This window comes from Cloacibacillus sp., from assembly GCA_036655895.1.
In the GTDB taxonomy this organism is placed as follows: Bacteria; Synergistota; Synergistia; order Synergistales; family Synergistaceae; genus JAVVPF01.
The window spans coordinates 99998-122656 of the sequence record JAVVPF010000003.1 but is presented as its reverse complement, the minus strand read 5'-3'; the positions used below and the strand labels follow the sequence as shown (position 1 = coordinate 122656).

General features: G+C 54.3%; 21 protein-coding genes. 13 read left to right on the top strand and 8 right to left on the bottom strand.

Features of this window, described 5'->3' with window-relative positions:
• Positions 1–227 precede the first annotated feature (227 nt).
• The gene (locus tag RRY12_02275; protein ID MEG2183478.1) at positions 228–1592 is read right to left on the bottom strand and encodes a sodium:alanine symporter family protein; all 1365 of its coding nucleotides are present in this window, start codon (positions 1590–1592) and stop codon (positions 228–230) included.
• Between the two features lie 502 nt (positions 1593–2094).
• Here RRY12_02275 and RRY12_02270 point away from each other — a divergent pair.
• From RRY12_02270 to RRY12_02245, 6 genes are all read left to right on the top strand, one after another.
• Positions 2095–2877 carry an SDR family NAD(P)-dependent oxidoreductase gene (locus tag RRY12_02270; protein MEG2183477.1) on the top strand — a complete coding sequence of 261 codons (783 nt, stop codon included), beginning with the start codon at positions 2095–2097 and terminating at the stop codon, positions 2875–2877.
• 12 nt (positions 2878–2889) lie between these two features.
• Complete coding sequence (gene gcvPA / locus RRY12_02265) at positions 2890–4278, top strand: aminomethyl-transferring glycine dehydrogenase subunit GcvPA (protein MEG2183476.1); 1389 nt, start codon at positions 2890–2892, stop codon at positions 4276–4278.
• Positions 4279–4292: 14 nt separating this feature from the next.
• Entirely contained in the window at positions 4293–5864 is a 1572-nt protein-coding gene (gene gcvPB, locus RRY12_02260) for an aminomethyl-transferring glycine dehydrogenase subunit GcvPB (GenBank protein MEG2183475.1), read from the top strand.
• A gap of 7 nt (positions 5865–5871) precedes the next feature.
• Positions 5872–6987, top strand: coding sequence for an ATP-NAD kinase family protein (locus RRY12_02255; GenBank protein ID MEG2183474.1), 1116 nt, complete (start codon positions 5872–5874; stop codon positions 6985–6987).
• A 37-nt stretch (positions 6988–7024) separates the two neighbouring features.
• Positions 7025–7777 (top strand): SDR family oxidoreductase, encoded by a 753-nt coding sequence (locus tag RRY12_02250; protein ID MEG2183473.1) that lies wholly within the window; start codon positions 7025–7027, stop codon positions 7775–7777.
• Positions 7778–8061: 284 nt separating this feature from the next.
• Positions 8062–9534, top strand: coding sequence for a Na+/H+ antiporter NhaC family protein (locus RRY12_02245; protein MEG2183472.1), 1473 nt, complete (start codon positions 8062–8064; stop codon positions 9532–9534).
• Positions 9535–9680: 146 nt separating this feature from the next.
• Here the strand turns inward: RRY12_02245 and RRY12_02240 are convergent, their stop codons facing one another.
• Positions 9681–10073 carry a helix-turn-helix transcriptional regulator gene (locus RRY12_02240; protein MEG2183471.1) on the bottom strand — a complete coding sequence of 131 codons (393 nt, stop codon included), beginning with the start codon at positions 10071–10073 and terminating at the stop codon, positions 9681–9683.
• A 203-nt stretch (positions 10074–10276) separates the two neighbouring features.
• On the opposite strand from RRY12_02240, the gene RRY12_02235 reads away from it, so the two are divergent.
• Together RRY12_02235 and RRY12_02230 are read left to right on the top strand one after the other, a co-directional pair.
• Positions 10277–11068: a thioredoxin domain-containing protein gene (locus RRY12_02235; protein ID MEG2183470.1), complete on the top strand. Its 792-nt coding sequence runs from the start codon at positions 10277–10279 to the stop codon at positions 11066–11068.
• Between the two features lie 240 nt (positions 11069–11308).
• Positions 11309–11956, top strand: coding sequence for an Ig-like domain-containing protein (locus RRY12_02230; GenBank protein ID MEG2183469.1), 648 nt, complete (start codon positions 11309–11311; stop codon positions 11954–11956).
• 156 nt (positions 11957–12112) lie between these two features.
• Here RRY12_02230 and RRY12_02225 read toward each other — a convergent pair whose 3' ends face one another.
• The 6 genes from RRY12_02225 to ade form a co-directional block, all read right to left on the bottom strand.
• Complete coding sequence (locus tag RRY12_02225) at positions 12113–13222, bottom strand: aromatic amino acid lyase (GenBank protein MEG2183468.1); 1110 nt, start codon at positions 13220–13222, stop codon at positions 12113–12115.
• A 17-nt stretch (positions 13223–13239) separates the two neighbouring features.
• Entirely contained in the window at positions 13240–14532 is a 1293-nt protein-coding gene (locus RRY12_02220) for an aromatic amino acid lyase (GenBank protein MEG2183467.1), read from the bottom strand.
• A 195-nt stretch (positions 14533–14727) separates the two neighbouring features.
• Positions 14728–15528 (bottom strand): family 1 encapsulin nanocompartment shell protein, encoded by an 801-nt coding sequence (locus RRY12_02215; GenBank protein MEG2183466.1) that lies wholly within the window; start codon positions 15526–15528, stop codon positions 14728–14730.
• A gap of 27 nt (positions 15529–15555) precedes the next feature.
• A complete protein-coding gene (locus tag RRY12_02210; protein ID MEG2183465.1) occupies positions 15556–15906 on the bottom strand; it encodes a hypothetical protein in 351 nt (116 codons plus the stop codon).
• Positions 15907–15930: 24 nt separating this feature from the next.
• On the bottom strand, positions 15931–16212 hold the full coding sequence (locus RRY12_02205) for a hypothetical protein (protein ID MEG2183464.1): 282 nt from the start codon (positions 16210–16212) through the stop codon (positions 15931–15933).
• 142 nt (positions 16213–16354) lie between these two features.
• Positions 16355–18082 (bottom strand): adenine deaminase, encoded by a 1728-nt coding sequence (gene ade / locus RRY12_02200; protein ID MEG2183463.1) that lies wholly within the window; start codon positions 18080–18082, stop codon positions 16355–16357.
• 106 nt (positions 18083–18188) lie between these two features.
• Between ade and RRY12_02195 the strand changes: the two genes are divergently transcribed.
• The 5 genes from RRY12_02195 to RRY12_02175 are packed head-to-tail and all read left to right on the top strand — an operon-like array spanning position 18189 to position 22647.
• Positions 18189–18977: a hypothetical protein gene (locus RRY12_02195; GenBank protein MEG2183462.1), complete on the top strand. Its 789-nt coding sequence runs from the start codon at positions 18189–18191 to the stop codon at positions 18975–18977.
• Complete coding sequence (locus RRY12_02190; protein MEG2183461.1) at positions 18967–19884, top strand: dihydroorotate dehydrogenase; 918 nt, start codon at positions 18967–18969, stop codon at positions 19882–19884. The genes RRY12_02195 and RRY12_02190 overlap by 11 nt, the downstream gene beginning before the upstream one ends.
• A 5-nt stretch (positions 19885–19889) precedes the next feature.
• A complete protein-coding gene (gene cmk / locus RRY12_02185) occupies positions 19890–20570 on the top strand; it encodes a (d)CMP kinase (protein ID MEG2183460.1) in 681 nt (226 codons plus the stop codon).
• The gene (gene hflX, locus RRY12_02180) at positions 20567–21754 is read left to right on the top strand and encodes a GTPase HflX (protein MEG2183459.1); all 1188 of its coding nucleotides are present in this window, start codon (positions 20567–20569) and stop codon (positions 21752–21754) included. Before cmk ends, hflX begins: the two co-directional genes overlap by 4 nt.
• Positions 21755–21759: 5 nt before the next feature.
• Entirely contained in the window at positions 21760–22647 is an 888-nt protein-coding gene (locus RRY12_02175) for a YicC/YloC family endoribonuclease (GenBank protein ID MEG2183458.1), read from the top strand.
• The last annotated feature ends 12 nt before the right edge of the window (positions 22648–22659 follow it).

Genomic DNA, 22659 nt, shown 5'->3' with positions numbered 1-22659 from the left:
CTTAAATGGAAATCTCCACGGGAAAGCTTAAAAGCTTTTTTGGTTGCCGTGTAACAGAGGTTTGACAAACCTACAAAATGCCGGATTTGGCCTCTAACTCGTTTGTGATTGTATAGGGGCTACCGCAAGCGTCGATGTGCAAGGCATACAAAAGAGGAAAGCCGTGCGGCCTTCCTCTTCGTCTCCTATTATCGCGAGTCTGTTTTCGAAAATCAAAACGCTGAACGCTACTTTGCCGCCTTTAGCTGATGCTTCTCGTCGTAATCGTTGAGCGCCTTCGTGACGTACTTGCCGAGGAAGAGCACTGCGATGAGGTTCGGGAAGACCATTATGCCGTTGAAGAAGTCCGCCAACTGCCATACTAGGTCGAGTTTGAGCACCGAACCTGCCGCTATGAAGCAGATGGCGATGACGCGGTAGGGCAGAAGTCCCTTTTCGCCGAAGAGGAAGATGATGTTCTGCTCGCCGTAGAAATACCAGCCGATGACGGTCGAGAAGGCGAAGAAGAACATGCAGATGGCGACGAACGGGATGCCGAAGGAACCGAGGCCGATCTGGAAGGCCGCCTGCGTCAGCGCGATGCCGCTGAGCTTTGTGTCGATGACGCCCGTTACGAAGATTACGAAAGCTGTCATGTTCAGCACGAGGAAGGTGTCGATGAATACGCTTACTATAGCTACGAAGCCCTGTTCCGCCGGCATGTTGACCTTTGCTACTGCGTGGGCGTGAGGTGTGGAGCCCATGCCCGCTTCATTGGAGAAGAGTCCGCGCGCTACGCCGTAACGGATAGCCTCTTTCATCGTGACGCCGATAAGTCCGCCGAAGGCCGCCTGCGGATTGAAGGCGCCGACAAATATCATGTGGAAGGCCGGGATTATCTGGTCCGCGAAGCGGATGAGAATGATCGCGCCGCCGAGCAGGTACCCAAACGCCATGATGGGCACCATCTTTTCAGTGACGGAGGCGATGCGGCCCACGCCGCCAAAGAAGACGTACGCGCCAAGGCCGGCTACGAGGACGCCTATCATGAGGCGGTTTGTGCCGAACGCGTTGTAGCAGGCGTCAGCTATTGAGTTTGACTGCACCATGTTGCCGACCCAGCCAAGCGCTATGATGCAGGCGACTGAGAAGAAACAGGCGAGCCAGTGGCAGTGCAGGCCTTCTGAAATGTAATAGGCGGGGCCGCCGACGACGCGTCCGTCCGCCGTCTTCTGCTTGAATATCTGAGCGAGGCAGGCTTCCGCGAAAATCGTGCCCATTCCAAGGAAGGCCGCTATCCACATCCAGAAGATAGCGCCGGGACCGCCAGCCGCGATGGCGGTAGCGGCTCCCGCCAGGTTTCCTGTGCCAACCTGGCCCGCGATCGCCGTAGCCAAAGCCTGGAAGGAACTCATTCCGTCCTTGTCCGCGCGCTTACCGAAGAGGTTGAAGCCTCCGAAGGTGTACTTGATGCCAGTCCAGAATTTCCTTACTTGAACGCCCTGAAGCTTGAGGGTGAAGTAAAGCCCCGTGCCGCAAAGCAGCGGGATAAGACAATAAAGTCCCCAAATAAAACTATTCGCCTCTGTTACAATGTTGGTCAACTGATCCATAATAAATACACTCCTAGCATATCTATTTCACAGCCGTCATCTGTACAGGCTATGTTGGCTGTGATTATAATTTAAAAAGTATTAAAGTAAATGACGTCATGTGTGCCCTAAAATTTCGCGTTCACCTTGATAAATATTGAAATTTAGGAGTTTTTAGAAATTTTTTAAGTATAGAGGCAATTTAAGAGAAGTTAGTTTTATATAACTAAAGTCAAAAAAAATTGTGCGGTGTATTAAGCAAATATGCTGTTTTTAACAGCCCCTAAAACTAAGCAAAAAGACGTAATATAGATACTTTAATAAATTATATTTTCGATTATTATATAACCAACGTTTATATCTAAAGCGGGAGCGCGAAGCGCTCTTGGCGTCATCCGCCAACTTTAAGCTGGCTATTGACACGGAGGTAAAAATGTTATATAAGTTATTTAGCAATTAATGTATACAGTGGATACCCAAAATATTTATCTTATTTTTTATCTTACTTTAAGGAGAGAAAAAAATGCTGGATCTTAACGAGCTTTGCGGAATGAAGGGCAAGACCGCCATCATTACGGGCGCAGCGTCAGGGATTGGCGCCGGAATCGCGCGTTTCTTTGCTAACGCGGGCATTTCGGTAGTGATCGCGGACATCAACGAGGAACTAGCGCATAAGGTTGAGCAGGAGATAAAGGACGCCGGCGGCAAAGCGGAGTTCATCAAATGCAACGTTACAAAGGAAGCGGACTGCAAAGCGGTGGCCGACGCCGTGGCTGAAAAGCACGGCCGTATCGACATCCTTGTCAACTGCGCCGGCGTAGCGCGCCGCCACACGGTGGAGACTCTCCCCGAAAGCGACTGGGACCTCGCGATCAACGTCACGCTCAAGAGCGTATTTCTCATGAGCAAGCACGTAGTGCCCCACATGAAGAAAGCGGGCGGCGGCAAGATAGTGAACATCGGCTCCGGCTGGGCGATGAAGGGCGGCGACCACGCCGTCTCCTACTGCGCGGCAAAGGGCGGCGTATGGAACATGACGCGTGCTATGGCGATAGACCACGGCCCGGACAATATCAACATCAACTGTGTCTGCCCCGGAGACATCGACACGCCTATGCTCAAGAGCGAATGCGAGCAGCTTGGCGGCGTGTATGACGACAAATATAAGGAAGACTGCGCTCAGCGCCCGATGGCGCGCCTTGGCGCTCCTAAAGACGTCGCGATGTGCGTCTTTTTCCTTTGCAGCGACATGGCTCCGTGGGTCACCGGCTCTTCGCTGGTAGTCGACGGCGGCGGAATCGCATAGGAGGTATAGAAAATGTCCAAAAAGAAAATGTATCCATATATCCCGAACTCTGAACCGGTCGTTCAGGAAGAAATGCTGAAGTTTATAGGCGTAGATTCTATAGAAGAACTGATAGCGGACATTCCCGAAGAGATGCGCATGAAGCATGCGATGGAGCTGCCCGCGCCGTTCTGCGACGAAGCCGGCCTTGTGCGCCACGTCAATTCCATCCTCAATAAAAACAACACGGCAGACGAGCTCGTCTGCTTCCTCGGCGCCGGCTGCTACAACCGCTACGTGCCGGCTCTCGTCGACGAAGTCATCAACCGTTCGGAATTCCTTACGGCCTACGCCGGCGAGCCTTACGAAGATCACGGACGTTTCCACGCAATGTTCGAATATCAGTCGATGATGGCCGAGCTGCTTGACATGGACGTCTGCAACGTGCCGAACTACGACGGAAGCCAGGCTGTAGGCACCGCGCTGCGCATGGCGACGCGCATCACGCGCCGCGGCGAAGTGCTTGTGCCGCGCAACCTCAACCCCGACATGCTGAAGGCCGTGCAGACCTACCTGCAGCCCGACGTCAAGATCACATACGTCGATTACAACGAAAAGACCGGACGCATCTGCCTCGACAGCCTCACAGAGAAGCTGACGGAGAATGCGGCGGCCGTTCTCATCATGAACCCGAACTTCTTCGGCGTCATCGAAGACAAGGCGCAGAAAATAGCCGACATGGCCCATGCGAAGGGCGCTCTTATGATCGCCTGCGTAGAGCCTTCAACGCTCGGCGTGCTGACGCCTCCCTCGCATTACGGCGCGGACATCGCCTGCGGCGAAATACAGGCGCTCGGCCTGCACATGAATTTCGGCGGCGGCGTCGCTGGCTTTATCGCAACGCATGACGATCCGAAGTTTGTAGACGAATATCCGTCACGCCTTTTCGGCATAGCGCCCACCGACAACAAAGAATGGGGCTTCGGCGACGTTCTTTGGGAGCGCACATCTTTTGCGAACCGCGACAGCGCGAAGGAATTTGTCGGCACGCATTCTGCTCTTTGGGGCATCGCGGCCGGCGTATACCTCGCCTCTATGGGACCGCAGGGCATGAAGGAACTTGGCGAAGCGGTGGTGCAGCGTCAGGTGTGCCTCAAAAAGAACCTTGCCGGCGTAAAGGGACTTTGCCTTGACAAGTTCTCGGGCACGCCGTTCCAGGAGATAGTCGTGGACTTCTCGGCAAGCGGAAAATCTGTTGAAGAGATAAACAAAAAGCTCCTTGAAAAGGGCATTCTCGGCGGATACGACCTGGAGAAGGCCTTCCCTGAGCTTAAGGGATGCGCGCTTCTTGCGGTAACGGAAAAAACATCAGCCGACGATATCAAAACGCTTGCCGCTGCACTCGGCGAGATTCTGGCGTAGGGGAGGCCTGTACGATGAATAATCTTGAAAGAATGAAGAAATTCCATCAGGCTAAATGGAACGAGCCTGTAATTTACGAAATGAGCGAGCCCGGCGAACGCGCCGTGCTTGTCCCCGGCCCTTGCTGCGACTGCGTCAGCACTGACGACGCGCTTGCCACTCTGCCAAAAGAGATGCTGCGCGAAGGCGTCGCCAATCTGCCAGAAGTGGCCCAGCTCCAGCTTGTACGCCATTACAACCACCTTTCACAGGAAAATATCGGCGTAGACGGAAATATAGACATAGGCCAGGGCACATGCACCATGAAGTACAACCCGAAGGTCAACGACCGCCTCGCAGGACAGCCGAAGGTAACCGAGATGCACCCGCTACAGCCCGCCGAGACCGCGCAGGGCATCCTTGAGATATTCCACAGGACTGGCGAGCTTTTTAAGGAGATATCCGGCCTTGACGTCTTCTCGATGCAGCCCGGCGGCGGTTCGCACGGCGTGCTGGCACTTGCCTCCATCGTGCGCGCCTACTGGCGCGACAAGGGCGAAGAGGAAAAGCGCGACGAGATAATCACAACGCTCTTCTCACATCCCGCTGACTGCGCCGTTCCCATCGTCAAGGGCTACAAAGTCGTCATCATCCAGCCCGACGCGGACGGCTATCCCGATATCGAAGCCTTCAAAGCGGCTATCTCAGACCGCACGGCGGCCATCTTCTTCACAAACCCCGAGGACACAGGAATATTCAACGTCCGCATAAAGGAATTCACGCGCCTCGCGCATGAGAAGAACATCCTCTGCTGCTACGACCAGGCGAACGCGAACGGCCTTCTTGGCATCACGCGCACCGCAGAGGCGAACTTCGACATGTCCTTCTTCAACCTCCACAAGACGTTCGGCGCTCCGCACGGATGCGGCGGCCCCGCCACCGGCATGGTTGCCGCGAAGAAGGAGCTCCGCCCCTATCTTCCGATGCCGCTTGTGGAATACGCTCCTGAAAAAGGCTACTATCTCGACTTCGACCTGCCGAAATCATGCGGCAAGATTAAATCATTCTGGGGCGTAGCTCCCGTCGTCGTCAAAGCCTACTCATGGATAATGGCGCTCGGCGCGGACGGCCTGCGCGAAGTTTCCCGCGTAGCCATCCTCAACAACAACTACTGCATGAAAAAGATACTTGAGATAAAGGGCGCCTCCATCAGCTTCCCGAACCATCCGTCACGCATCGAACAGGCGCGCTACAGTTGGCAGAAGATGAAGGAAGACACAGGTTTCGGCACGGCTGACGTTCAGCGCTGCATCGCCGACTTCGGCACACACTACTGGTCGAGCCACGAGCCGTGGGTCATCCCCGAGCCCTTCACCATCGAACCCAGCGAATCATACTCAAAGCAGGACATCGACGATTACGTCGCGGTGCTCGCGGAGATAGCGCGCATGTGCTACGAAGAGCCGGAAGCAGTCAAGGCGGCGCCGGTCAACAGCACGGTGAGCCACACAGACCACGACTACTTTGACGACGCCGCGAAATACGCGATCACATGGCGCGCCTACAACAAAAAATACGACGGCTATTTCGAGCCTAAAAAGAAATAACCAATAAATGAAGATAGGCTTCCTGGTCAACCCAATAGCGGGAATGGGGGGCTCTGTCGCCCTCAAGGGAACGGACGGAGAGGAAACTCTCCGCCGCGCCCTTGAACTGGGCGCCTCTCCAATGGCCGGCGCGCGCGCCGCAGAAGCTGTAAAGCTCTTTGCCGCGCACGCCGCAGGCTGCGAATTTCTTGCGCCCGAGGGCGCTATGGGAGCAGATATACTGCGCGCCGCGGGCATAAGCCCCACAGTTTTGTTTGAGGCAAAAGAGGCCACGGCCGCCGTGGACACGAGACGCGCCGCGCGCCTTATGGCTGAAGCCGGCGTAGATCTTATCGTCTTTGCCGGCGGCGACGGCACCGCGCGCGACATCTGCGCGGAAATAGGCGACGCCGTGCCCGTTGTGGGCATACCGGCGGGCGTAAAAATACATTCCGGCGTCTACGCGAAAAAACCGCAGGCCGCCGGAATGCTTGTTTCAAACTTCCTGCAGGGGCGCGTCAAGCGCTTCGTACTCGCCGAAGTCGAGGACATCGACGAAGAGGCCTTTCGTGACAACATCGTCCGCGCGCGCCTTTACGGATATATGCGCGTTCCGGACGACAGAGAGTTCATGCAGGAGCGCAAATCCGGCGGCGGCGCCGGCACGGCGGAAGAAGCGGCCAACCTTGCCACCTTTCTCGCGCTTTCAATGGACGAGAGCACAGTCTATCTCATAGGCTCAGGCTCCACCACAATGCAGCTCACAAACAAACTCGGCGTAAACGGCACGCTGCTTGGAGTGGACGCGGTAAAGGGCGGACGTCAAATCGGCAAAGACCTCACGTCGCAGGCCATAAAAAAACTGCTGGCAGAGGCGCCGCGCGAAAAACGCGCTCTGATAATCACAGTCATCGGAGGCCAGGGGCACATCTTCGGCCGCGGCAACCAGCAGCTAAGCCCCGACGTGCTGCGCATGATACCAAAAGAAAACATCACAGTAGCCGCCTCTCCCTCAAAAATGGCGCAACTCTTCGGCAAAGCCCTCATAGCCGACACTGGCGACCCGTCGCTTGATGCGGAATTCAAAGGCTACATACCCGTCGTCACCGGTCATTCAAGAAAAATGTTATTTAAAGTTTCGTAAATCTCTAAAATGTAAACATCTCAAAGGGAGTGAAACTATGGCAGTATACGAAGATCTTAAAGGCAAAAGGGTGCTTGTTACAGGAGCTGCAAGCGGAATAGGACTTGCAACCGCGCGTACCTTCGCCGACCAGGGTGCAAAAGTTTTTTTCATTGACTACAACAAAGAGGCGGCCGAAGCCGTCATGTCACGGAACCCGGATTTCGCGGGCTATCATACAGGCGACGTAAGCTGCGAAGAGGACGTTCAGGCGGCCTTCAATAAAATGGACGAACTTTTGGGCGGCATCGACGTCCTTATATCAAACGCCGGCATAAGCATCCGCAGTGATTTTGTGGACATCACCTACGCCCAGTGGAAAAAGGTCATAGACATCAACTTGAACGGAATGTTCCTCTGCGCCCGCGAAGCGGCCCGCAGGATGAAGGAGCAGGGAAGCGGCGTCATCCTCATGACCGCCTCCACGAACGGTACGGAAGGCCATCGCTGGTACACAGACTACAACGCCTCAAAAGCCGGCGTCATCCTTCTCACAAAGAGCATGGCTCTTGAACTGGCCCCGGTAGTCCGCGTCAACTGCGTCTGCCCCGGCTACGTCCTTACCCCGATGCAGCGCGCAGAATATACCGATGAAATGCTCGCAAAAGTAAACGAAGGCATCCCGATGAAACGCCACGCCGAACCGGAAGAAATAGGCGCGCTCTACGCCTTCCTCGCCTCCGACGACGCCAAATACATAACCGGAGCCGACGTAAGAATAGACGGCGGAGAAACCGCGGGACTGTATTAGTCCTAAGTTCCCTAATCCCATTACCCTATTTGCGCCGCCTGATAAATCTAATAATGTCGATGCCTATTGACTTATTTTTTTTATTACCTAATATTTGATTTATTAAAGCGGCGCATTAGCAAATTACCAAAAATGATATAATTAGGGAGGAGTGCCGTGTCAGACCATGCGGGCGCCCGTAGTAGGCGTAGTTTGTCTGTTTTGTTGGTATACCACGTATCCCCGCTATGCAGACCTTATCATCCAAATCTTTTTTATTATTTTCCAAGGGAGGCAGCTAAAAAATGAAATCATTGTTGAAACTTACACCGATTTGCGTTATTGCCGGACTTATGCTCTCCGGAATGGACATCCTTCTTGCCGCGCCTATCTCTTTTATGTATGCCGTTATCGTTGCGATGATCATTGACCGTTTCAGCTTCCAGCAGTGCCTTGACGCGGCGCTCGACAACCTCAAGCACTTCCTCATCGTTTTTCTTATCCTTCAGGCGGCCTATGCCGTCGCCGAATGCTTCATGGCGACCGGCGTCGCGGCCTCTGTCATCAACATGTCGCTTGCGGCCGGCCTCAACGCTAAGGTATTGGCCGTCGTAGCGCTGCTCGTCACATCCCTGCTTTCAATAGCTACAGGCACGTCATGGGGCACCTTTGCCGCCTGCGCGCCGATATTCCTCTGGCTCAACCATATCGTTGGCGGCAACATCGCGCTTACGGTGGGCGCCATCGCTGGCGGCTCGTGCTTCGGCGACAACATCGGGCTTATCTCTGACACGACGATAGTCAGCTCCGGTATCCAGGGCGTTGAAATAATCAAGCGCGTCCGTCATCAGGGAGTATGGTCTTTCCTCTGCCTCATGGTTTCCGCGGTGGTCTTCTATTTCATCGGAGTGAGCATGGGACTTCCCGACACCGCTGGGCAGGCTGCCGACGCCATCGCGCAGATCCCCAAAGAGGTCTGGGCGTCGCTCGCTGAGGAACGTCCTTCGGCGGTTACGCTGCTTCAGCTTGTCAAGGCGGGCGTGCCCTATTACATGGTCATTCCTCTTCTGATAGTGCTTGGCACCGCGATCAAGGGCTACAGCACGCTGATATGCCTCGGCTCCGGCATAATTTCTTCGCTGATCTTCGGCCTTGCGGCCGGCACAGTGACGAACCTTGAAGCGTTCCTTGAGCTGGTCTACACAGGTTTCTCCGACGCGGGCGGCTGGTCTATAGCGATGATGCTCTGGGTCGGTGCGTTTGGCGGCGTCATGAGAATGATGAAGGCCTTCGACCCTGTGGCCGTGCTCATCTCACGCCTCGTTCATAAAGTGCGCCATCTCATCTTTGCAAACGGCCTCCTCTGTCTCCTTGGAAACGCGGCGCTCTCCGATGAAATGGCCCAGATAGTAACAATAGGCCCGATCATCAAGAGCATCACGGAAGACAACGTCGTCGGCCCCAAAGAGGCGATGTACACGCTGGCGCTTCGCAACGCGACGCTCTCCGACGCAATGGGCGTGCTTGGTTCGCAGCTCGTTCCGTGGCACTGCTACATGGGCTTCTTTATCGGCATAAGCGTCTCCGTCTATCCGCTCGCAAAGGCTCTCACCGTCGGTCAGATAATCACGCACAACTACCTTGCGTGGATAGCGGTAGGCTCGATGCTCGTTCTCACCTTCACCGGCTGGGACCGTTTCATCCCGCTCTTCAAGCTCCCGACAGAACCCGAAGTCTACCTTAAGAGCGAAGCCGCGAAGTACGAAAAGGCGAAATAAACTCCTTCTATATAACGAACAAAAATCTGGCGTCCTGCATGTCTAATGCAGGACGCCAGATTTTTGTGTAAGAGGCAACCGTTACGTTGAAGGGAAGAATCTTTTGATTATCAAATCATTAGTTAACAAATGTGGTCTATGATATTTTATAAAAGGTTGTTTTTCAGTAATTCGTGTTGACATGCACTAAGAAGTATGCCGATAGCTTCTTTTTCTTCCGTACTCATGTCTTTATTGCGTTTTAGTATTTCAAATGCCAAAGCTATATTTATAAGTGGAGAATTTTCCCTCATATTTATATGATTTTCAACTGTATTGATGTGTGTTGGCAACGAAAAGTCTTCGGTTTCCCCTAAAAGGTATGCTGCGGTAGTATTAAGTAGTTTTGCCAGATCAAGAAGAATATCTGCGCGCGGCACCCTCACTCCAGTTTCCCAGTTTATAATAGAATTTCTCGAGTAACCAGACTCTTCCTCCATTTTATATTGGCTCCACCCTAAACGCTCTCTGCTGGATTTCAGCCTGTCGCCTATCGTCATCTGTTTCACCTACCATTTACCTAGACTACATGAAGAGTGGATATTTTTGTAGAGAAAATATATGGTCTATAGTTTACAAACGTAGGCTAATGATGTAGAATATTTGAAACCGATTCCTCCTATATGTGGGCGTTATTAAGGACGTAAATATAAAAGTAAAGACTTGCGAACTTTATTATAAGAAATTTGCGAAGGTGGTCTGTATGAATAAAAATATGAGAGTTGGCATTATTACACTTCTTTTTTTCTTCGTAGCCAGTACAGCTGGTTTTTTAGCTGTGGTATTTATTGAAGCGGAAGTTATAAAGACTGTCCGCAAAAATCCTGATGTATTGATGGAAATTCTTAGCAACGACTGCGAAGAACTTTATCGGATGACCCAACGCGGAGAAAATCAAATATATGAAAATGGGCTGCGAGAGGCGTGGTTGGTGGATGCAAAGCAAAATGACCGTATAAATAAAATATCATTTGCTGGCAGCCCTACTAAAGGCAATAAGAATTCTCCCGTAAAAATTGTTGTTTATTCCGATTTTTTTTGTCGGTACTGTCGAGAGCTGGCACCCGATATTGCAAAACTTTCTGCGAAATATAGTCTTGGATATGTTTACAAAACACTTCCATTAGCCCAGATACCCAACGCGGAATTGGCGGCAGAATATTTTATTGGCGCATTTTTAGTTTCCCCAGAAAAAGCATGGAAGTTACATGACGAATTTTATAAAAATCCACAGCGTATCGTGAAAGAGGGTGAGAAATACTTTAACGAGGTACTGGGAGAATGTGGGTTCAATGTATCAGAGGCGGTTGCGGTCATCAAATCACAACAGGTAAAACGGCTGGTAGAAAGAGACGTCAAGGAAGCGGAAAACCTTGGCATTCAATTTCGCCCTTGTATTTTCATCGGTAATTTAAAAATCCCAGGTAAAGTCAGTTTTGAGTTGTTATGTGAGGCTGCGGAAATTGCTATCTCAAAAGTTAAAACAAAAAAATAACCTGAGAGGATGAATAACACCAAAGAATTATTAAGGATGAAATGTTTATTTGCGTTTGACATATTTCCCTTGGTTAGAGGCCATTAATGTTGTTTGAGCCATGAGATGCGCAAGAGAGTAAGCAAAGTTTTTGTTTTGTTTTCATTTTTATGTTCCCAAATGATGAGGTTAGCCAGAAATAGAGATATGAGTAAGTAATCAGAATTTTACAGGTTTTTAAATCAGTGGAGGTGCATCGTAATGAAGAAGAAATCTATGTTGATTATAAGTCTGGGAGTGTTATTGATCGGATGTGTAAAAATGGCTGATGCTGCCGGAGTCTGCGACAACTTCTACAGCGCATACCTTATCGCAAAGCATAACGAAGATTTTATGTGTTCGTCCGGCTCATCGCTAAATTGCCAAGTAGCCCAACAGAAGACATATTTTGCTTATTTAAAGTACCAGCAATGTTTGGAGGGGCAAATAACAAGCTTTGTGCTTTCTGGAAAACCGACTTCTCCAATAAAAACAGGAAGCAGTATAAAGCTTAAGGTAAGCGTAGGCCCTAATACAGTGCCAGATAGGACGGTTGTATGGTCCTCCAGTAATACAAAAATTGCTGCCATAAGCGGGACTGATATATGGGAAAAAACGATAACTGGAGTATCGGCTGGAACTGCAACTATTACCGTTACGGCACAGGCAGATTCAACTAAGAAAGAAAGCTGCACGATTACGGTAGTTGGAGATGGCGGTACCCCGGTTACGCCGCCTGTAATCCCCGGAGATGATCCCACTGCTGGCGACGACGGTGATGCTGACGGTGGTGGTGGCGGCTGCAGCTCTGGCTTACCGTTGCTAGGAATGCTGGCATTTGTTCCGCTTATATATTTTAAAAAGAGGTAGATAAAAGAAAACTCGGTAATACAACCTATAGGTGATGGTGTGTAGTTAGTGTCGTTGAAACAAGCCGCCAGTATAAATAGGATTATTAAATATGAATTATGCCTATACTGGCGGCTTCTAAATATTTATAAATTTGTAAGAGTTCTAACGAAAAGCTTAGAGGGCCGTCAGTTTTTCCATCAGCTCTACGGCGTAGTGGAATTTTCTTGCGGCGGTGAAGCTGAATTCTACGTGGTCCTCCTGGCCGCCCTTTGTGGGGGTGGAGTCGGCGCTTACCTGCATGGCGCAGGTCTTTATTTTGTTTGCGAGGTGCGCGGCCTGGTCGGCTTTTAACCCTTTCGGCAGCGTCATGCAGAGGTCGTTTGCGGCCTCCGCCAGTATCGTGTTGAGCAAATCAAGCGCGTAGCCTACCTGAGTGTTGCTGCAGTTGCAGCCCATTACCGCCTCAAAGCCGCCCTCTTCTTTTTCAAAAAGAAGGGGGTTGTCGCAGGATATGTTGTTTTCGAGATTGAGTATCGCCCTCGCGAAGTCAATTATGCGGAGGTAGGCGGCGCTGCGCGCCGAAGCTCCGCCGGAAAGCGTCTTGGTTCGCGCGAGGAGCGCTGGAAGTATGTCTTCAAGTCTGATGAAGGCGAGCACGGCTATGGCCTGCGTCATTGTTGAGCCGTTCATCTGCGCGAGCACCTCTTTGCACTCGAGCGTGAATGTGGGGGCAAGCCCAGCTTCGTTCAGCGCGTCGCGTGAGGACATGAGCGTCCCGTTATAGTATGCCTTTGCCTCGGGCAGTCCAGCTATCGTCATTACGTTTTGGGCAAGCGGGCCGAGGTCGGAGAGTCCTGTGGAGCCTTCGCTGTGGACTGCCGGCGCTACTTTTGCGTTGTAGACGGAAAGTATCCTGTCGATAAGTTCTGTTCTGACGCCGCTGTAGCCTCTTGCAAGAACGTTTGCCCGAAGCAGCAGCGACGTGAGCGTCACCTGCGCCGGGAGATATTCTCCCATGCCGGCCGCGTGTGGATAGGGCAGATCCTTGTTCCATTCTATGTGCTGTTCGGGCGGCACGACTACGTCTTTGAGGTTTCCCAGCCCAGTGTTCACTCCGTAGACGACGGGGGCGTCTTTCTGCATCCAGCGTTCGACCTGTTCTCTTGAAGCGCGGCAGGCCGCGGCGGCTGGTTCCGCAAGGAGCACCTGCGCGTCTGCGTCGGCTGTGATTTTGCGGATAGCATCTAGTGTCAGTGTTTTTCCATCAATATAGTATGTATTCATGAGAGCATCCTCCATCTCTACAGCAGAGCGCCGGCTGCGCTCTGCGCGGCGCAGAGCACCATGCCGGTTGCGATAAGACGCGCCGCTTCGTTCATGTCGGGGGAGACGAAGCGGTTTTTCGTCATGACGCTGATGCTTTCGCGGACTTTGGCGTGGACGGCGGTCGTTCCTTTGCCGAAGCTGCGGGAGGGCAGCTTTGTCTTTACGATGTCCATAGCCTGGCAGGTCATGAGAAGTTCTATCGCCATTATTTTGCAAAGCAGCGGCAAAGCGCGCGTCATTTTTGCGGCGGCGTAGTAGGCGGCGCACTCGCCGGGACGCTTCACGACGGCGCTTGGGAGGCAGAGCAGTTTTAGTTCGGAAAGCAGCGCGGCCTGGTTGGACTGCACGACGGGGAAGCCGTGGTTGATGCCGGCGTCTCCGAGCGTGAGGTTCATTGAAAGGCCGTATGAGAGGCGTGTGTCGTTTAGGCGGAAGGCGCGTCTTTCGCAGATGTTGGCAAGGTCGGAAAGCGCCGTTTCAAGCGCGTCGAGGGAATATTCGACGTCATAGTTGTAGGCCCCGCCGTTTGATATGGAATGAAGCAGCGAGTCGTAGGCGAAGTAGAGAAAGTCGCGGACGGCGCCGTGCGTCTGCGGCGTGGCGCGCACGCAGATGGCGTCCTGCACGCGCGGGTGTTGGTCGTAGCCGAAGGCGGTCCTGCCATCTTCGGTCACCATTTCGCTTCCGCAAAGCAGCGCGCGCACGTTGGCCGCGCAGTCTATCTGTCCTTTGTAGGGGCGGGCGATGCTTGAAAGTCTGTCGTCGAAGGCGCCGGTCTCCCCGCGGATGGCTTCAAGGTTGAGCGCGGTCAGGATGTCGGCCGTCTTTATATAATCGCGCGCGGTGTCGCAGGCGTACCACGCGATTCCGTTTGAGAGGCAGAGGCTTTCAAAGACAAAGGCGCGGTCTTCGTCCTTTGCGCCGGCGGCTTCAAGCTCAGTCCACAGTTCTGTGAGGACGAGATCTTCCGCGTTGGTTTCGCAGTGCAGGGCTGGGGTCTTTTGCGATTGCAGGATTTTTTCAACGGCCTTAGCAAGGCTCTCTTTTTTATACAGTACGCAGTCAAGCAGGAGCAGGGACAGTATACGTTTTACGGCGCCTTCAGGCAGAGCCGCGCAGTTTTTATCGAGCATCTGTGCCGCCTCTGTAATGGAAAAATCGCGCGAGCGCCCGTGGGCGGTGCAGTTTGCGGTCAGCTTTTCGGCCGCCTGACGGACTGAGTGAGGTGAAAAATCACAGGCCGCTATTTCCGCTAAAAAATCTCCCATAATAAGATCTCCCAACAATATTAAATTTTCGAAAGCGGCTGGTCTGCAACGTATTTGCCGCCCCGGTAAAGCTTAACAGCAGGACGTCAAACTAATGTCAAAATAAAAGCGAAACGGCGTGAAAAGGGCGGCCTCTTAGAGAAAGAGGCCGCCCGTATGTTTAAAGTTTGTTTTTATTTTTGCCGCGCTGGGGCTTTACTTCGCAATTACAAGCGGTACGAAGGCTTCCGGCGCGTTCACGCGGAAGGTGAAGGTCTCCGTGAAGTAGAAGTTGACGTCTGTCGCTGTGTGTGACTGGTAGCCGATGGAGAAGTCCTGTCCGATGACCAGTTCGCTGTCGTCGCCGCGCATGGAGCAGACGAAGTTCGTGTCGTACTGCGTGGAGAGGACGATGTGGTCAACGAATCTCTTCAGGCTTTCGGTGAGCGGGAAGAGCGCGTTTGAGGTGACGATTTTTGACCAGAGTTCTTTTGAGGCGACGAGCACGTAGGGGCCTTCGACGCTGCGGGCGGCGAGCACGCCGACCGCCTGGAATACGGCGTCCAGAATGGAGGCGTCGTCGAGCACGACGTTGATGGCTTCGTTGTCGGCCTCTTCTTCGATGCCTACGATGCCGGCTTCTTCTATGCCGTGGAATACGGCGGTGTCCTCAAAGAGGGCGGCGGCCTTCGCGGCCTCTATAAGAGGCTCGAAGTCAGTCGCTTTGCTGCCGCGGGAAATGTCGTCCAGATCCCACATTGAGAGTGTGAAGGGAACGCGCATCTCAACGAGCGGGAGCACGTCGCGGATGCCGTAGTTGACGCCCTCGACGGGGCTTTCTTCGGCGAGCGTCAGCGTGCCTTCTGATACCGCGTCGCACTGCCAGCCTTTAGGGGCCGATACGTGCGCGACTTTGCGTCCCGCGAGCACGCCGCGGAGCGTCTGCCTTGCCATTTCATTTATCGCGAGCCATGCCTCTTCAGTGATTGGAGCAAGTGATCTTTTCAGAAAATCCATGATTTGTTATCTCCTTTATTTATAAATTTATAGTTTGCCGATGTTCAGGTCTTCGTTGTAGCCGGCGCCGTAATGGCCCTCGGCGTCTTTGTCCGCGCCGATTGTCGCGATGTCGCCGTTTGTCACGTAGTCGGCAAGCTGTTCATCCCAGCCGCCCATATTTAATTTGAGCCAGCCGACGAGCAGGCAGGCGTGACTGATTTCTTCGTCGCGGTTATGGCCGAGTATGCGCTTTAGGTCCGCGTTGCCGCAGGTGACGATCCTCTGATTGTACCAGTCTATAGCCTCTAGCTCTTCCTGGAGGCTTTGCAGCGCCTGCGCTATATCTATTGTTTTATCGCTCAGTTTGTCGTAAGGTTCCGTGTATGTTTCGCCCATTAGAATTTATCTCCTTCCTGCCTGTTATTGTACGTCTGTGACCTTTGCGTCGGTAACGAAATTTTTCAGCTGTTTCTCCCAGCCGTTGTCATATAGTTTGAGCCACCCCATAAGCATAGAGGCGTGCTCTATTTCTTCGTCGCGGTTGTGGATGAATATCTGCTTCAGGCTTTCGTCTGTGCAGGTGTTTATCCTCTGATTGTAATAGTTGATGGCGAGCGCCTCTTCGCGAAGGCTCTTCAAATCCTGTGCGATGTCTATCGCGCTTTTAGTCAAATCTTTGTAGGGCTCTGTGTAAGCATTCATTATTTCGTTTCCTCCATTCTTTTTATTCGCTCTGTTGCATATTATATCATAATTTGTTGATAATGATTATGATTTAGGTAAAATAGCCTAGTTTGGCGTTAGTTTTTAATATACTTCGCGCCGTAAAATGGCTCAACGGTAATTAACGCATAAAAAGCGGTTTTTCTCCTCCGGCCGATATGTCGTAGTAGCCCTGATCCGTCAGTTTCAGCTCCGGTATGACGGTGAGTGACATGAAGCTGAGCTGCATCATGACGTGCGGGTTGCGGCAGCCGAGGGCTTCGCGCGCGGCGGCAAGCTCCGCCGTTTTCTCGCAGAGAGCCTCCGCGTCAAGCAGGCTGATGAGGCCGCCTACGGGAAGTTCAAGCTCCGCGAGTATTTTTTCTCCGTCGGCAATTACCACGCCGCCCTTTATGCGCGCAAGTTCCGCAAGCGCCGCAGCCATCGAAACGTCGTCCATGCCGGCGCAGGTGTAATTGTGGGCGTCGTGCGCGACGGATGAGGCGATGGCTCCGCGTTTGAGGCCCAGTCCCTTTATGAAGCCCGTTGAAAATTTCCCCGTTCCGCGGTTTTTTTCGACGACCGTCATCTTCGCGGTGTCGTTTGCGGCGTCTGCGCAGGCAAAGCCGTTCTCATCACGCGGCGCGGCGACAGCGGTCTTTGTAAAGACCTGGCCCGGCACAGTCTCGATTATGTTTATCTTCGATGCGTCGTCTGGGATTTTGACGCGCAGCTCTTCTGGGTGAGGCGTTTTTATTTGCTTGCGGTTTCCGGGCAGCTCCGCTGGTATTTTTGCGTCAAGCGACGCGGTCAGTTTGCCGTTTTCCGCGACGAGGCGTCCATTCTTCCACACCTTTTCTACGCGTCCGCTTTCAAGGCTTGGCATCATCACAAGGTCGGCTATTTTTCCCGGAGCCACGGCGCCTCGGTCGTGAAGTCTGAAATATTCCGCTGGGGTGAGCGTTATTGTGCGCAGCGCGGCAAGCGGGGGCACGCCGCATTCTATAAGTTTTTTGAGGCAGCCGTTTAAGTGGCCGCGCTCGCGGATGAAGTCGGGGGAGATGTCGTCGCTTACGGCAAGACAGCGGTCCGCAAGATACGGGGCATCCGCCAAGATAGGCGCGAGCGCCTTGAGGTTCCTTGCCGTAGCGCCCTCGCGTATCATCAGATAGAGGCCACGGCGCAGTTTTTCGAGCGCCTCCTCTTTTGAGGCGCATTCGTGGTCGGAGGTGACGCCGCCCAGCAGGTAGGAGCAAAGCAGCGGCCCGCTAAGCGTTGGCGCGTGTCCAGTTATGACAACGTCGCTCGCAGCGTCGAGCTTCGCCCACACGCCGCAGTCTCCCAGAAAGACGCCGGGGAAGTTCATCATCTCGCCAAGGTGCGTGCAGCTTCCGTCCGCGAGAAGCTCTTTTATTTCATCCGCTTCAATAGGCTCAAAGGGCGTCTCATGCGCGGAGGCCGGCACGCACGACGGCGCGCCGTAATAAAAATCTATGGGAAGCCCGCGGCTTTCGCGCTCCATAAAACGCACGCCCTCCGCGCCGCAGGTGTTCGCTATCTCATGGGGGTCGGGCATCATCGTCGTCGTGCCAAGTGGGGCCACCGCCGCCGCCAGGTTTTGGGGCAGCATGAAGGTGCTTTCTACGTGGATGTGTCCCTCGATGAAGCCGGGCGCTATTATTTTTTTAGCGCACTCTATGGTCTCTCGGCCTTCGTAGCCTTCGCCCACTCCGATTATTATTCCGTCTTTTACCGCGATGTCGGCCTCTTCGTATTCCATCGTGTAGAGGTTTGCTATCTTTGCGTTTTTAAATAGAGTGTCGCACTTTTCTTCCTGCCTCGCCGCCGGAAGCAGTTTTTTTAAATTCATGGAAATTTCCCCCTGTCTTATATCGCCTCAGATGGTAAAATATAATACTGAATAATTGCTTATATTTTAGTGCTAATTATCAGTTTTGTGAAAGAGAGGAATGCCTATGACCGGATGTGAATGCAATTCATACGAAGTCAACGATTATATAGTTCCCGTCGTCAGGAATAAAAAGCTGGCAGATAGGATCTTCTGGCTCTCATTTGAGGCGCCGGAGCTTGCGAGGACCGCGCAGGCGGGGCTTTCTGTGATGGTTTTTCCGTCGGAGGGAGCCGACCCGCTGCTTGGCCGGCCCTTTGCCGTAGCCGACGCAAATCCGAGCTACGGAGAGATTTCCGTCTGCTTCATGCTGTTGGGGCGCGGGACGGAGATGTTAAGCCGCGTGCCGGAGGGCGCGAAGCTGCGCGTGCGCGGGTTTCTAGGGGTGCCCTATCCGAAGACGGAGGAGACGCTTTACCTTGCGGGCGGCGGCGCCGGCTGCGCCGCGCTTTTGATGAAAAAACGCGAGATGGGGGAAAAGGCTCGGCTTTGCGTAGGAACGCCCGGCAAAGGATATAAAAAATTCGCAGAGCACCTGCTTTCGCTTCACCCTGACGCGCAGATATTCGCGGACGACGGCTCTTTCGGTGAAGGCGATTCTATGTTCAAAAAACTTCCCGCGCCTCTTGGCGCAGGGGAGCAAGCGTGGTTCTGCGGCCCTCCCGGCTTTCTCAAGGCGGCGGAAAAACATTACGCGGCGTCGCCTGAGCGGCTTTATTATCTGCTTGACAAGCGCATGGCCTGCGGCTACGGCGGCTGCATGGGCTGCGTTATAGAAACAAAAAACGGACTCAAAAGAGTCTGCGTAGATCAGTCGGTTTTCCGTTCGGACGAGGTGGATATCAATGACAACTGACATTTCCGTAAAAATTGGCGCGCTTGAACTTGAATCTCCCGTCATTCCTGCGTCGGGAGTTTGGCCTTACGCCCCTGAGTTTTGGAGCGGCGCGAAGCTTGACGGTGTAGGCGCTCTCTGCACGAAGGCGATAAGCCTCGAGCCGAGGCGCGGCAACCGTGGCGTCCGCGTATGGGAGACGCCGTGCGGCGTGTTGAACAGCATAGGCCTCCAAAACTGCGGCGTGAGAGATTTTGTAAAAAATTACGGGGAACTTGTAAAGAGCTGCCCTAGGCCCGTCATAGCAAACGTCGTGATGGAGCGTCCAGACGATGTGCGTCAGACGCTGCGCGAGCTTGCCGAGGTGGAGGGGATAGCGGCCGCCGAGCTTAACATCTCCTGCCCCAACGTCGACGGCGAGGGAATGTCATGGGGCACTGACTGCCTCTCCGCCGCGCAGGCCGTGCGTTCCGTGCGCGAAGTGTGGCGCGGCCCGCTGTGGGTCAAAATGACGCCGCAGGCGGCAGACCCAGCCTCTGTCGCGCGCGCGATAGAGGCTGAGGGCGCGGACGCGATCGTCTGCGCCAACACGTGGCTTGGAATGGCCATCGACATGAACACGGGGCGCCCCGCCTTTAACAGGGTCACTGCCGGCCTCTCCGGCCCCGCCGTTTTTCCTCTTGCGCTGCGCGTCGTGTGGCAGGTGGCGGGCGCCGTCTCCATACCGGTGATAGGCTGCGGCGGAGTATCGTCCGCCTCTGACTGCGCCGGCATGATGCTAGCCGGAGCTTCGGCCGTTGAGGTGGGCAGCGCCTTTTTCCACAACCTGTCGGCGGCTGAGGCGATATCTTCAGGGCTGCCTGAGTTCGTAAAAAGGTACGGCGCGGGGAAGCTTTCCGACATCGTAGGCGCGGCGCGCAGAGGATGATATAAATGAATGAAAAAAATAAAAAAATAGTGGTGGCGATAGACGGACCTGCCGGCGCCGGAAAGAGCACCGCGGCCAAGGCGGTGGCGCGCAAGCTAGGCCTGCCGTACCTCGACACCGGCGCTTTGTACCGCGCCATCGCGTGGAAGCTCGATAAAGAAAATATAAGGCCCGAAGAGGACGAAAAAATTTCGGAAGCTTTGAAGGACTTGAAGCTTGAAATAAAGGGCGACACGGTCTTTGCGGACGGTGCGGACGTATCGGCCGCTATCCGCACGCCGCACATAGACGCTCTCGTCTCTGCCTACTCGGCGCGGCGCGAGGTGCGCGAGGCGCTCGTTGAGATGCAGCGCGCGCAGGCGGTAAACGGCCTTGTGGCGGACGGCCGCGATATGGGGACGGTCGTCTTTCCTGACGCTCAACTCAAAGTCTTTTTGACCGCCGCAGCCGAGGAGCGCGCAAAGCGCAGGTACGCGGAGCGCGTGAGCCGCGGCGAAGAGGCCGATTATGACGAGATATTGAAGCAGGTGCTGGAGCGCGATCATTACGACATGACGCGCGAGATATCCCCGCTTCGTCCGGCGCCCGGCGGCCTCATCCTAGACAGTACGGAGATGGACGCAGAGCAGGCGGCGGACGCGATTGCCTCTCTTGCTCTGGAATTTGAAAGGCAGGAGAATAGTTGAGCAGGCAGAAACGGCCTCTCAAAGACCTTTCAACGCGGCCTCCGAAGGCGGTAATAGCGGCGGTGGACTGCGGCAGACAGGACGACGTGACAGAATCGCTCGACGAACTTGTCATGCTTCTTGAAAACATCAGCGTGCCTGCGGCGGCTCGCATCGTGCAGCGCAGACAGACGCCGGACCCTGCGTCGTTTCTGGGCGCCGGCAAAGCGGAAGAGATAAAGGAATACGCGGAGCCTAACGAGATAACGCACCTCGTCGTAGACGATTTTCTTTCGCCGACGCAGAAGAGCAACCTGCAAAAGATGACTGGTCTTGCCGTGTGGGACAGGGCCTTTGTCATCATGAAGATTTTTGAAAGCCGCGCGAACACAGCTGAGGCGAAACTCCAGGTGGAGCTTGCGCAGTACCGATACGAGATACCGAGCCTCAAAGGGCTGGGCCATCAAATGTCGCGCACCGGCGGCGGCATAGGCACGCGAGGCCCCGGCGAGACGGAGTTTGAGCGCCACCGCAGAAAGCTGGACCGGCGCATAAAGAGCATAGAAGCGCGCCTTGCGGATGTCCGCAGACGCCGCGAAGAACGCCGCAGCCGCAGAAAGCGCGACGGAGCGCAGATGGCGGCGCTGGTGGGCTACACCAACAGCGGAAAGTCGACGCTGCTTAAGGCTCTCTCCAAGGATTCTGCGATAGTGGCGAAGGATCAGCTCTTCTCTACGCTTGATACGGTTGTGCGCAAAATAGGCTACCGCGACGGCAGTGGCTCTTTTTTGCTCTCCGACACGGTCGGCTTCATCCGCAAGCTTCCGCCCGAGCTCATCGCCGCCTTCCGCGCGACGCTCGAAGAGGCGGCGGGCGCGGATCTCTTGCTGCTCGTGCTCGATTCCGCCGACAAAGAGCCGGGCGAAACGCTCGAAATAGTGCTTGAAACTCTGCGCGAGCTTGGCGCGGCGGAGCTTCCGCGCGTCGTGGTCCTCAATAAAATAGACAAAAGCAAAGAGGCTGCGGAATTTACGGCGGCGGAGCTTCGCGCCCGCGGCGAGCGCGTTGTGCTCACCTGCGCTATTGACGGGCGTGGTTTTGACGAACTTCTTTGTGAAGTCAAAAAAATATTGGAAAGCGAAGCTGCACAAAAGCCCAATAAAGATATATCATTAGAAGGCTATAACGACAGCTTTGAAGGGTGATTTGAATGTATGTCAGCATGACGGGCTTCAGCCGTTCCCAGACGCAGTGCAAATGGGGCGCCGTAAGCGTTGAAATATCCAGCGTAAATCATCGTTATCAGGAAATATCGGTGCGGCTGCCGCGCGAGTTCGCCTCGTGGGAGCCGTGGTTCCATCAGCAGCTCCGAAGAGTCTTCCGCCGCGGCAAAGTTCAGCTCCGCATGGAGGTGCTCTGGGCGCAGGACTACAAACGCGGCCGCATAAACCGCGACATTCTGCGCGCCTACTGCGAGGATATAATCGCGGTGCGCGACGAACTTGGGATGCGCGCGGCGCTCAACATAGAGGGGCTCGCCGGCCTTCCCGGCGTCGTAGACCTTCCGTCGTTTGGCGAGGACGAGGAAAACGAGGCTCTTGAAACCATATTCGCGGATGTATTGAAAAAAGCGGCTCAGTCTTGGCAGACGATGCGCGAGACGGAGGGCGCGCACCTGCGCTGCGCCGTGCTGAAAGACCTTGCGGCGCTGGAAGCTCTTGTCTCCGATATAGAAGAAAAGTGGCTGCCTACGAAGGAGGCCGCCTTTCAGGCGATGCGCCAGCGCGTCACAGAGACGCTGGCAAAGCTCGGCGACAGCCTCGACGAATCGCGCTACATGCAGGAGGTTGTCATCCTCTCCGATAAATGGGACGTCTCCGAAGAGATAGCGCGCCTAAAAAGCCACATCACAAAATTCAGGGCCACTGGCGAAGAGGGCGAAAGCTCCGGCCGCAAGCTCGACTTCATCATCCAGGAGATGAACCGCGAGGTCAACACGCTCGACTCCAAAGTGGCGGACGCCGCCATCCGCTGGCAGGCTGTAGAGGCCAAGGCGTGCCTCGAGCGCGTGCGCGAGCAGATACAGAACCTGGAATAAACGGCGGCATTG

Bases quoted from the DNA above. Each gene is read 5' to 3' on its own strand.
- RRY12_02250 (MEG2183473.1), top strand. From the start codon at position 7,025: ATGGCAGTATACGAAGATCTTAAAGGCAAAAGGGTGCTTGTTACAGGA.
- gcvPA (MEG2183476.1), top strand. From the start codon at position 2,890: ATGTCCAAAAAGAAAATGTATCCATATATCCCGAACTCTGAACCGGTC.
- RRY12_02245 (MEG2183472.1), top strand. From the start codon at position 8,062: ATGAAATCATTGTTGAAACTTACACCGATTTGCGTTATTGCCGGACTT.
- RRY12_02195 (MEG2183462.1), top strand. From the start codon at position 18,189: ATGACCGGATGTGAATGCAATTCATACGAAGTCAACGATTATATAGTT.
- RRY12_02190 (MEG2183461.1), top strand. From the start codon at position 18,967: ATGACAACTGACATTTCCGTAAAAATTGGCGCGCTTGAACTTGAATCT.
- ade (MEG2183463.1), bottom strand. From the start codon at position 18,082: ATGAATTTAAAAAAACTGCTTCCGGCGGCGAGGCAGGAAGAAAAGTGC.
- RRY12_02275 (MEG2183478.1), bottom strand. From the start codon at position 1,592: ATGGATCAGTTGACCAACATTGTAACAGAGGCGAATAGTTTTATTTGG.
- RRY12_02255 (MEG2183474.1), top strand. From the start codon at position 5,872: ATGAAGATAGGCTTCCTGGTCAACCCAATAGCGGGAATGGGGGGCTCT.
- RRY12_02210 (MEG2183465.1), bottom strand. From the start codon at position 15,906: ATGGGCGAAACATACACGGAACCTTACGACAAACTGAGCGATAAAACA.
- RRY12_02235 (MEG2183470.1), top strand. From the start codon at position 10,277: ATGAATAAAAATATGAGAGTTGGCATTATTACACTTCTTTTTTTCTTC.
- cmk (MEG2183460.1), top strand. From the start codon at position 19,890: ATGAATGAAAAAAATAAAAAAATAGTGGTGGCGATAGACGGACCTGCC.
- RRY12_02225 (MEG2183468.1), bottom strand. From the start codon at position 13,222: ATGAATACATACTATATTGATGGAAAAACACTGACACTAGATGCTATC.
- RRY12_02205 (MEG2183464.1), bottom strand. From the start codon at position 16,212: ATGAATGCTTACACAGAGCCCTACAAAGATTTGACTAAAAGCGCGATA.
- RRY12_02215 (MEG2183466.1), bottom strand. From the start codon at position 15,528: ATGGATTTTCTGAAAAGATCACTTGCTCCAATCACTGAAGAGGCATGG.
- gcvPB (MEG2183475.1), top strand. From the start codon at position 4,293: ATGAATAATCTTGAAAGAATGAAGAAATTCCATCAGGCTAAATGGAAC.
- RRY12_02240 (MEG2183471.1), bottom strand. From the start codon at position 10,073: ATGACGATAGGCGACAGGCTGAAATCCAGCAGAGAGCGTTTAGGGTGG.
- RRY12_02220 (MEG2183467.1), bottom strand. From the start codon at position 14,532: ATGGGAGATTTTTTAGCGGAAATAGCGGCCTGTGATTTTTCACCTCAC.
- RRY12_02175 (MEG2183458.1), top strand. From the start codon at position 21,760: ATGTATGTCAGCATGACGGGCTTCAGCCGTTCCCAGACGCAGTGCAAA.
- RRY12_02230 (MEG2183469.1), top strand. From the start codon at position 11,309: ATGAAGAAGAAATCTATGTTGATTATAAGTCTGGGAGTGTTATTGATC.
- RRY12_02270 (MEG2183477.1), top strand. From the start codon at position 2,095: ATGCTGGATCTTAACGAGCTTTGCGGAATGAAGGGCAAGACCGCCATC.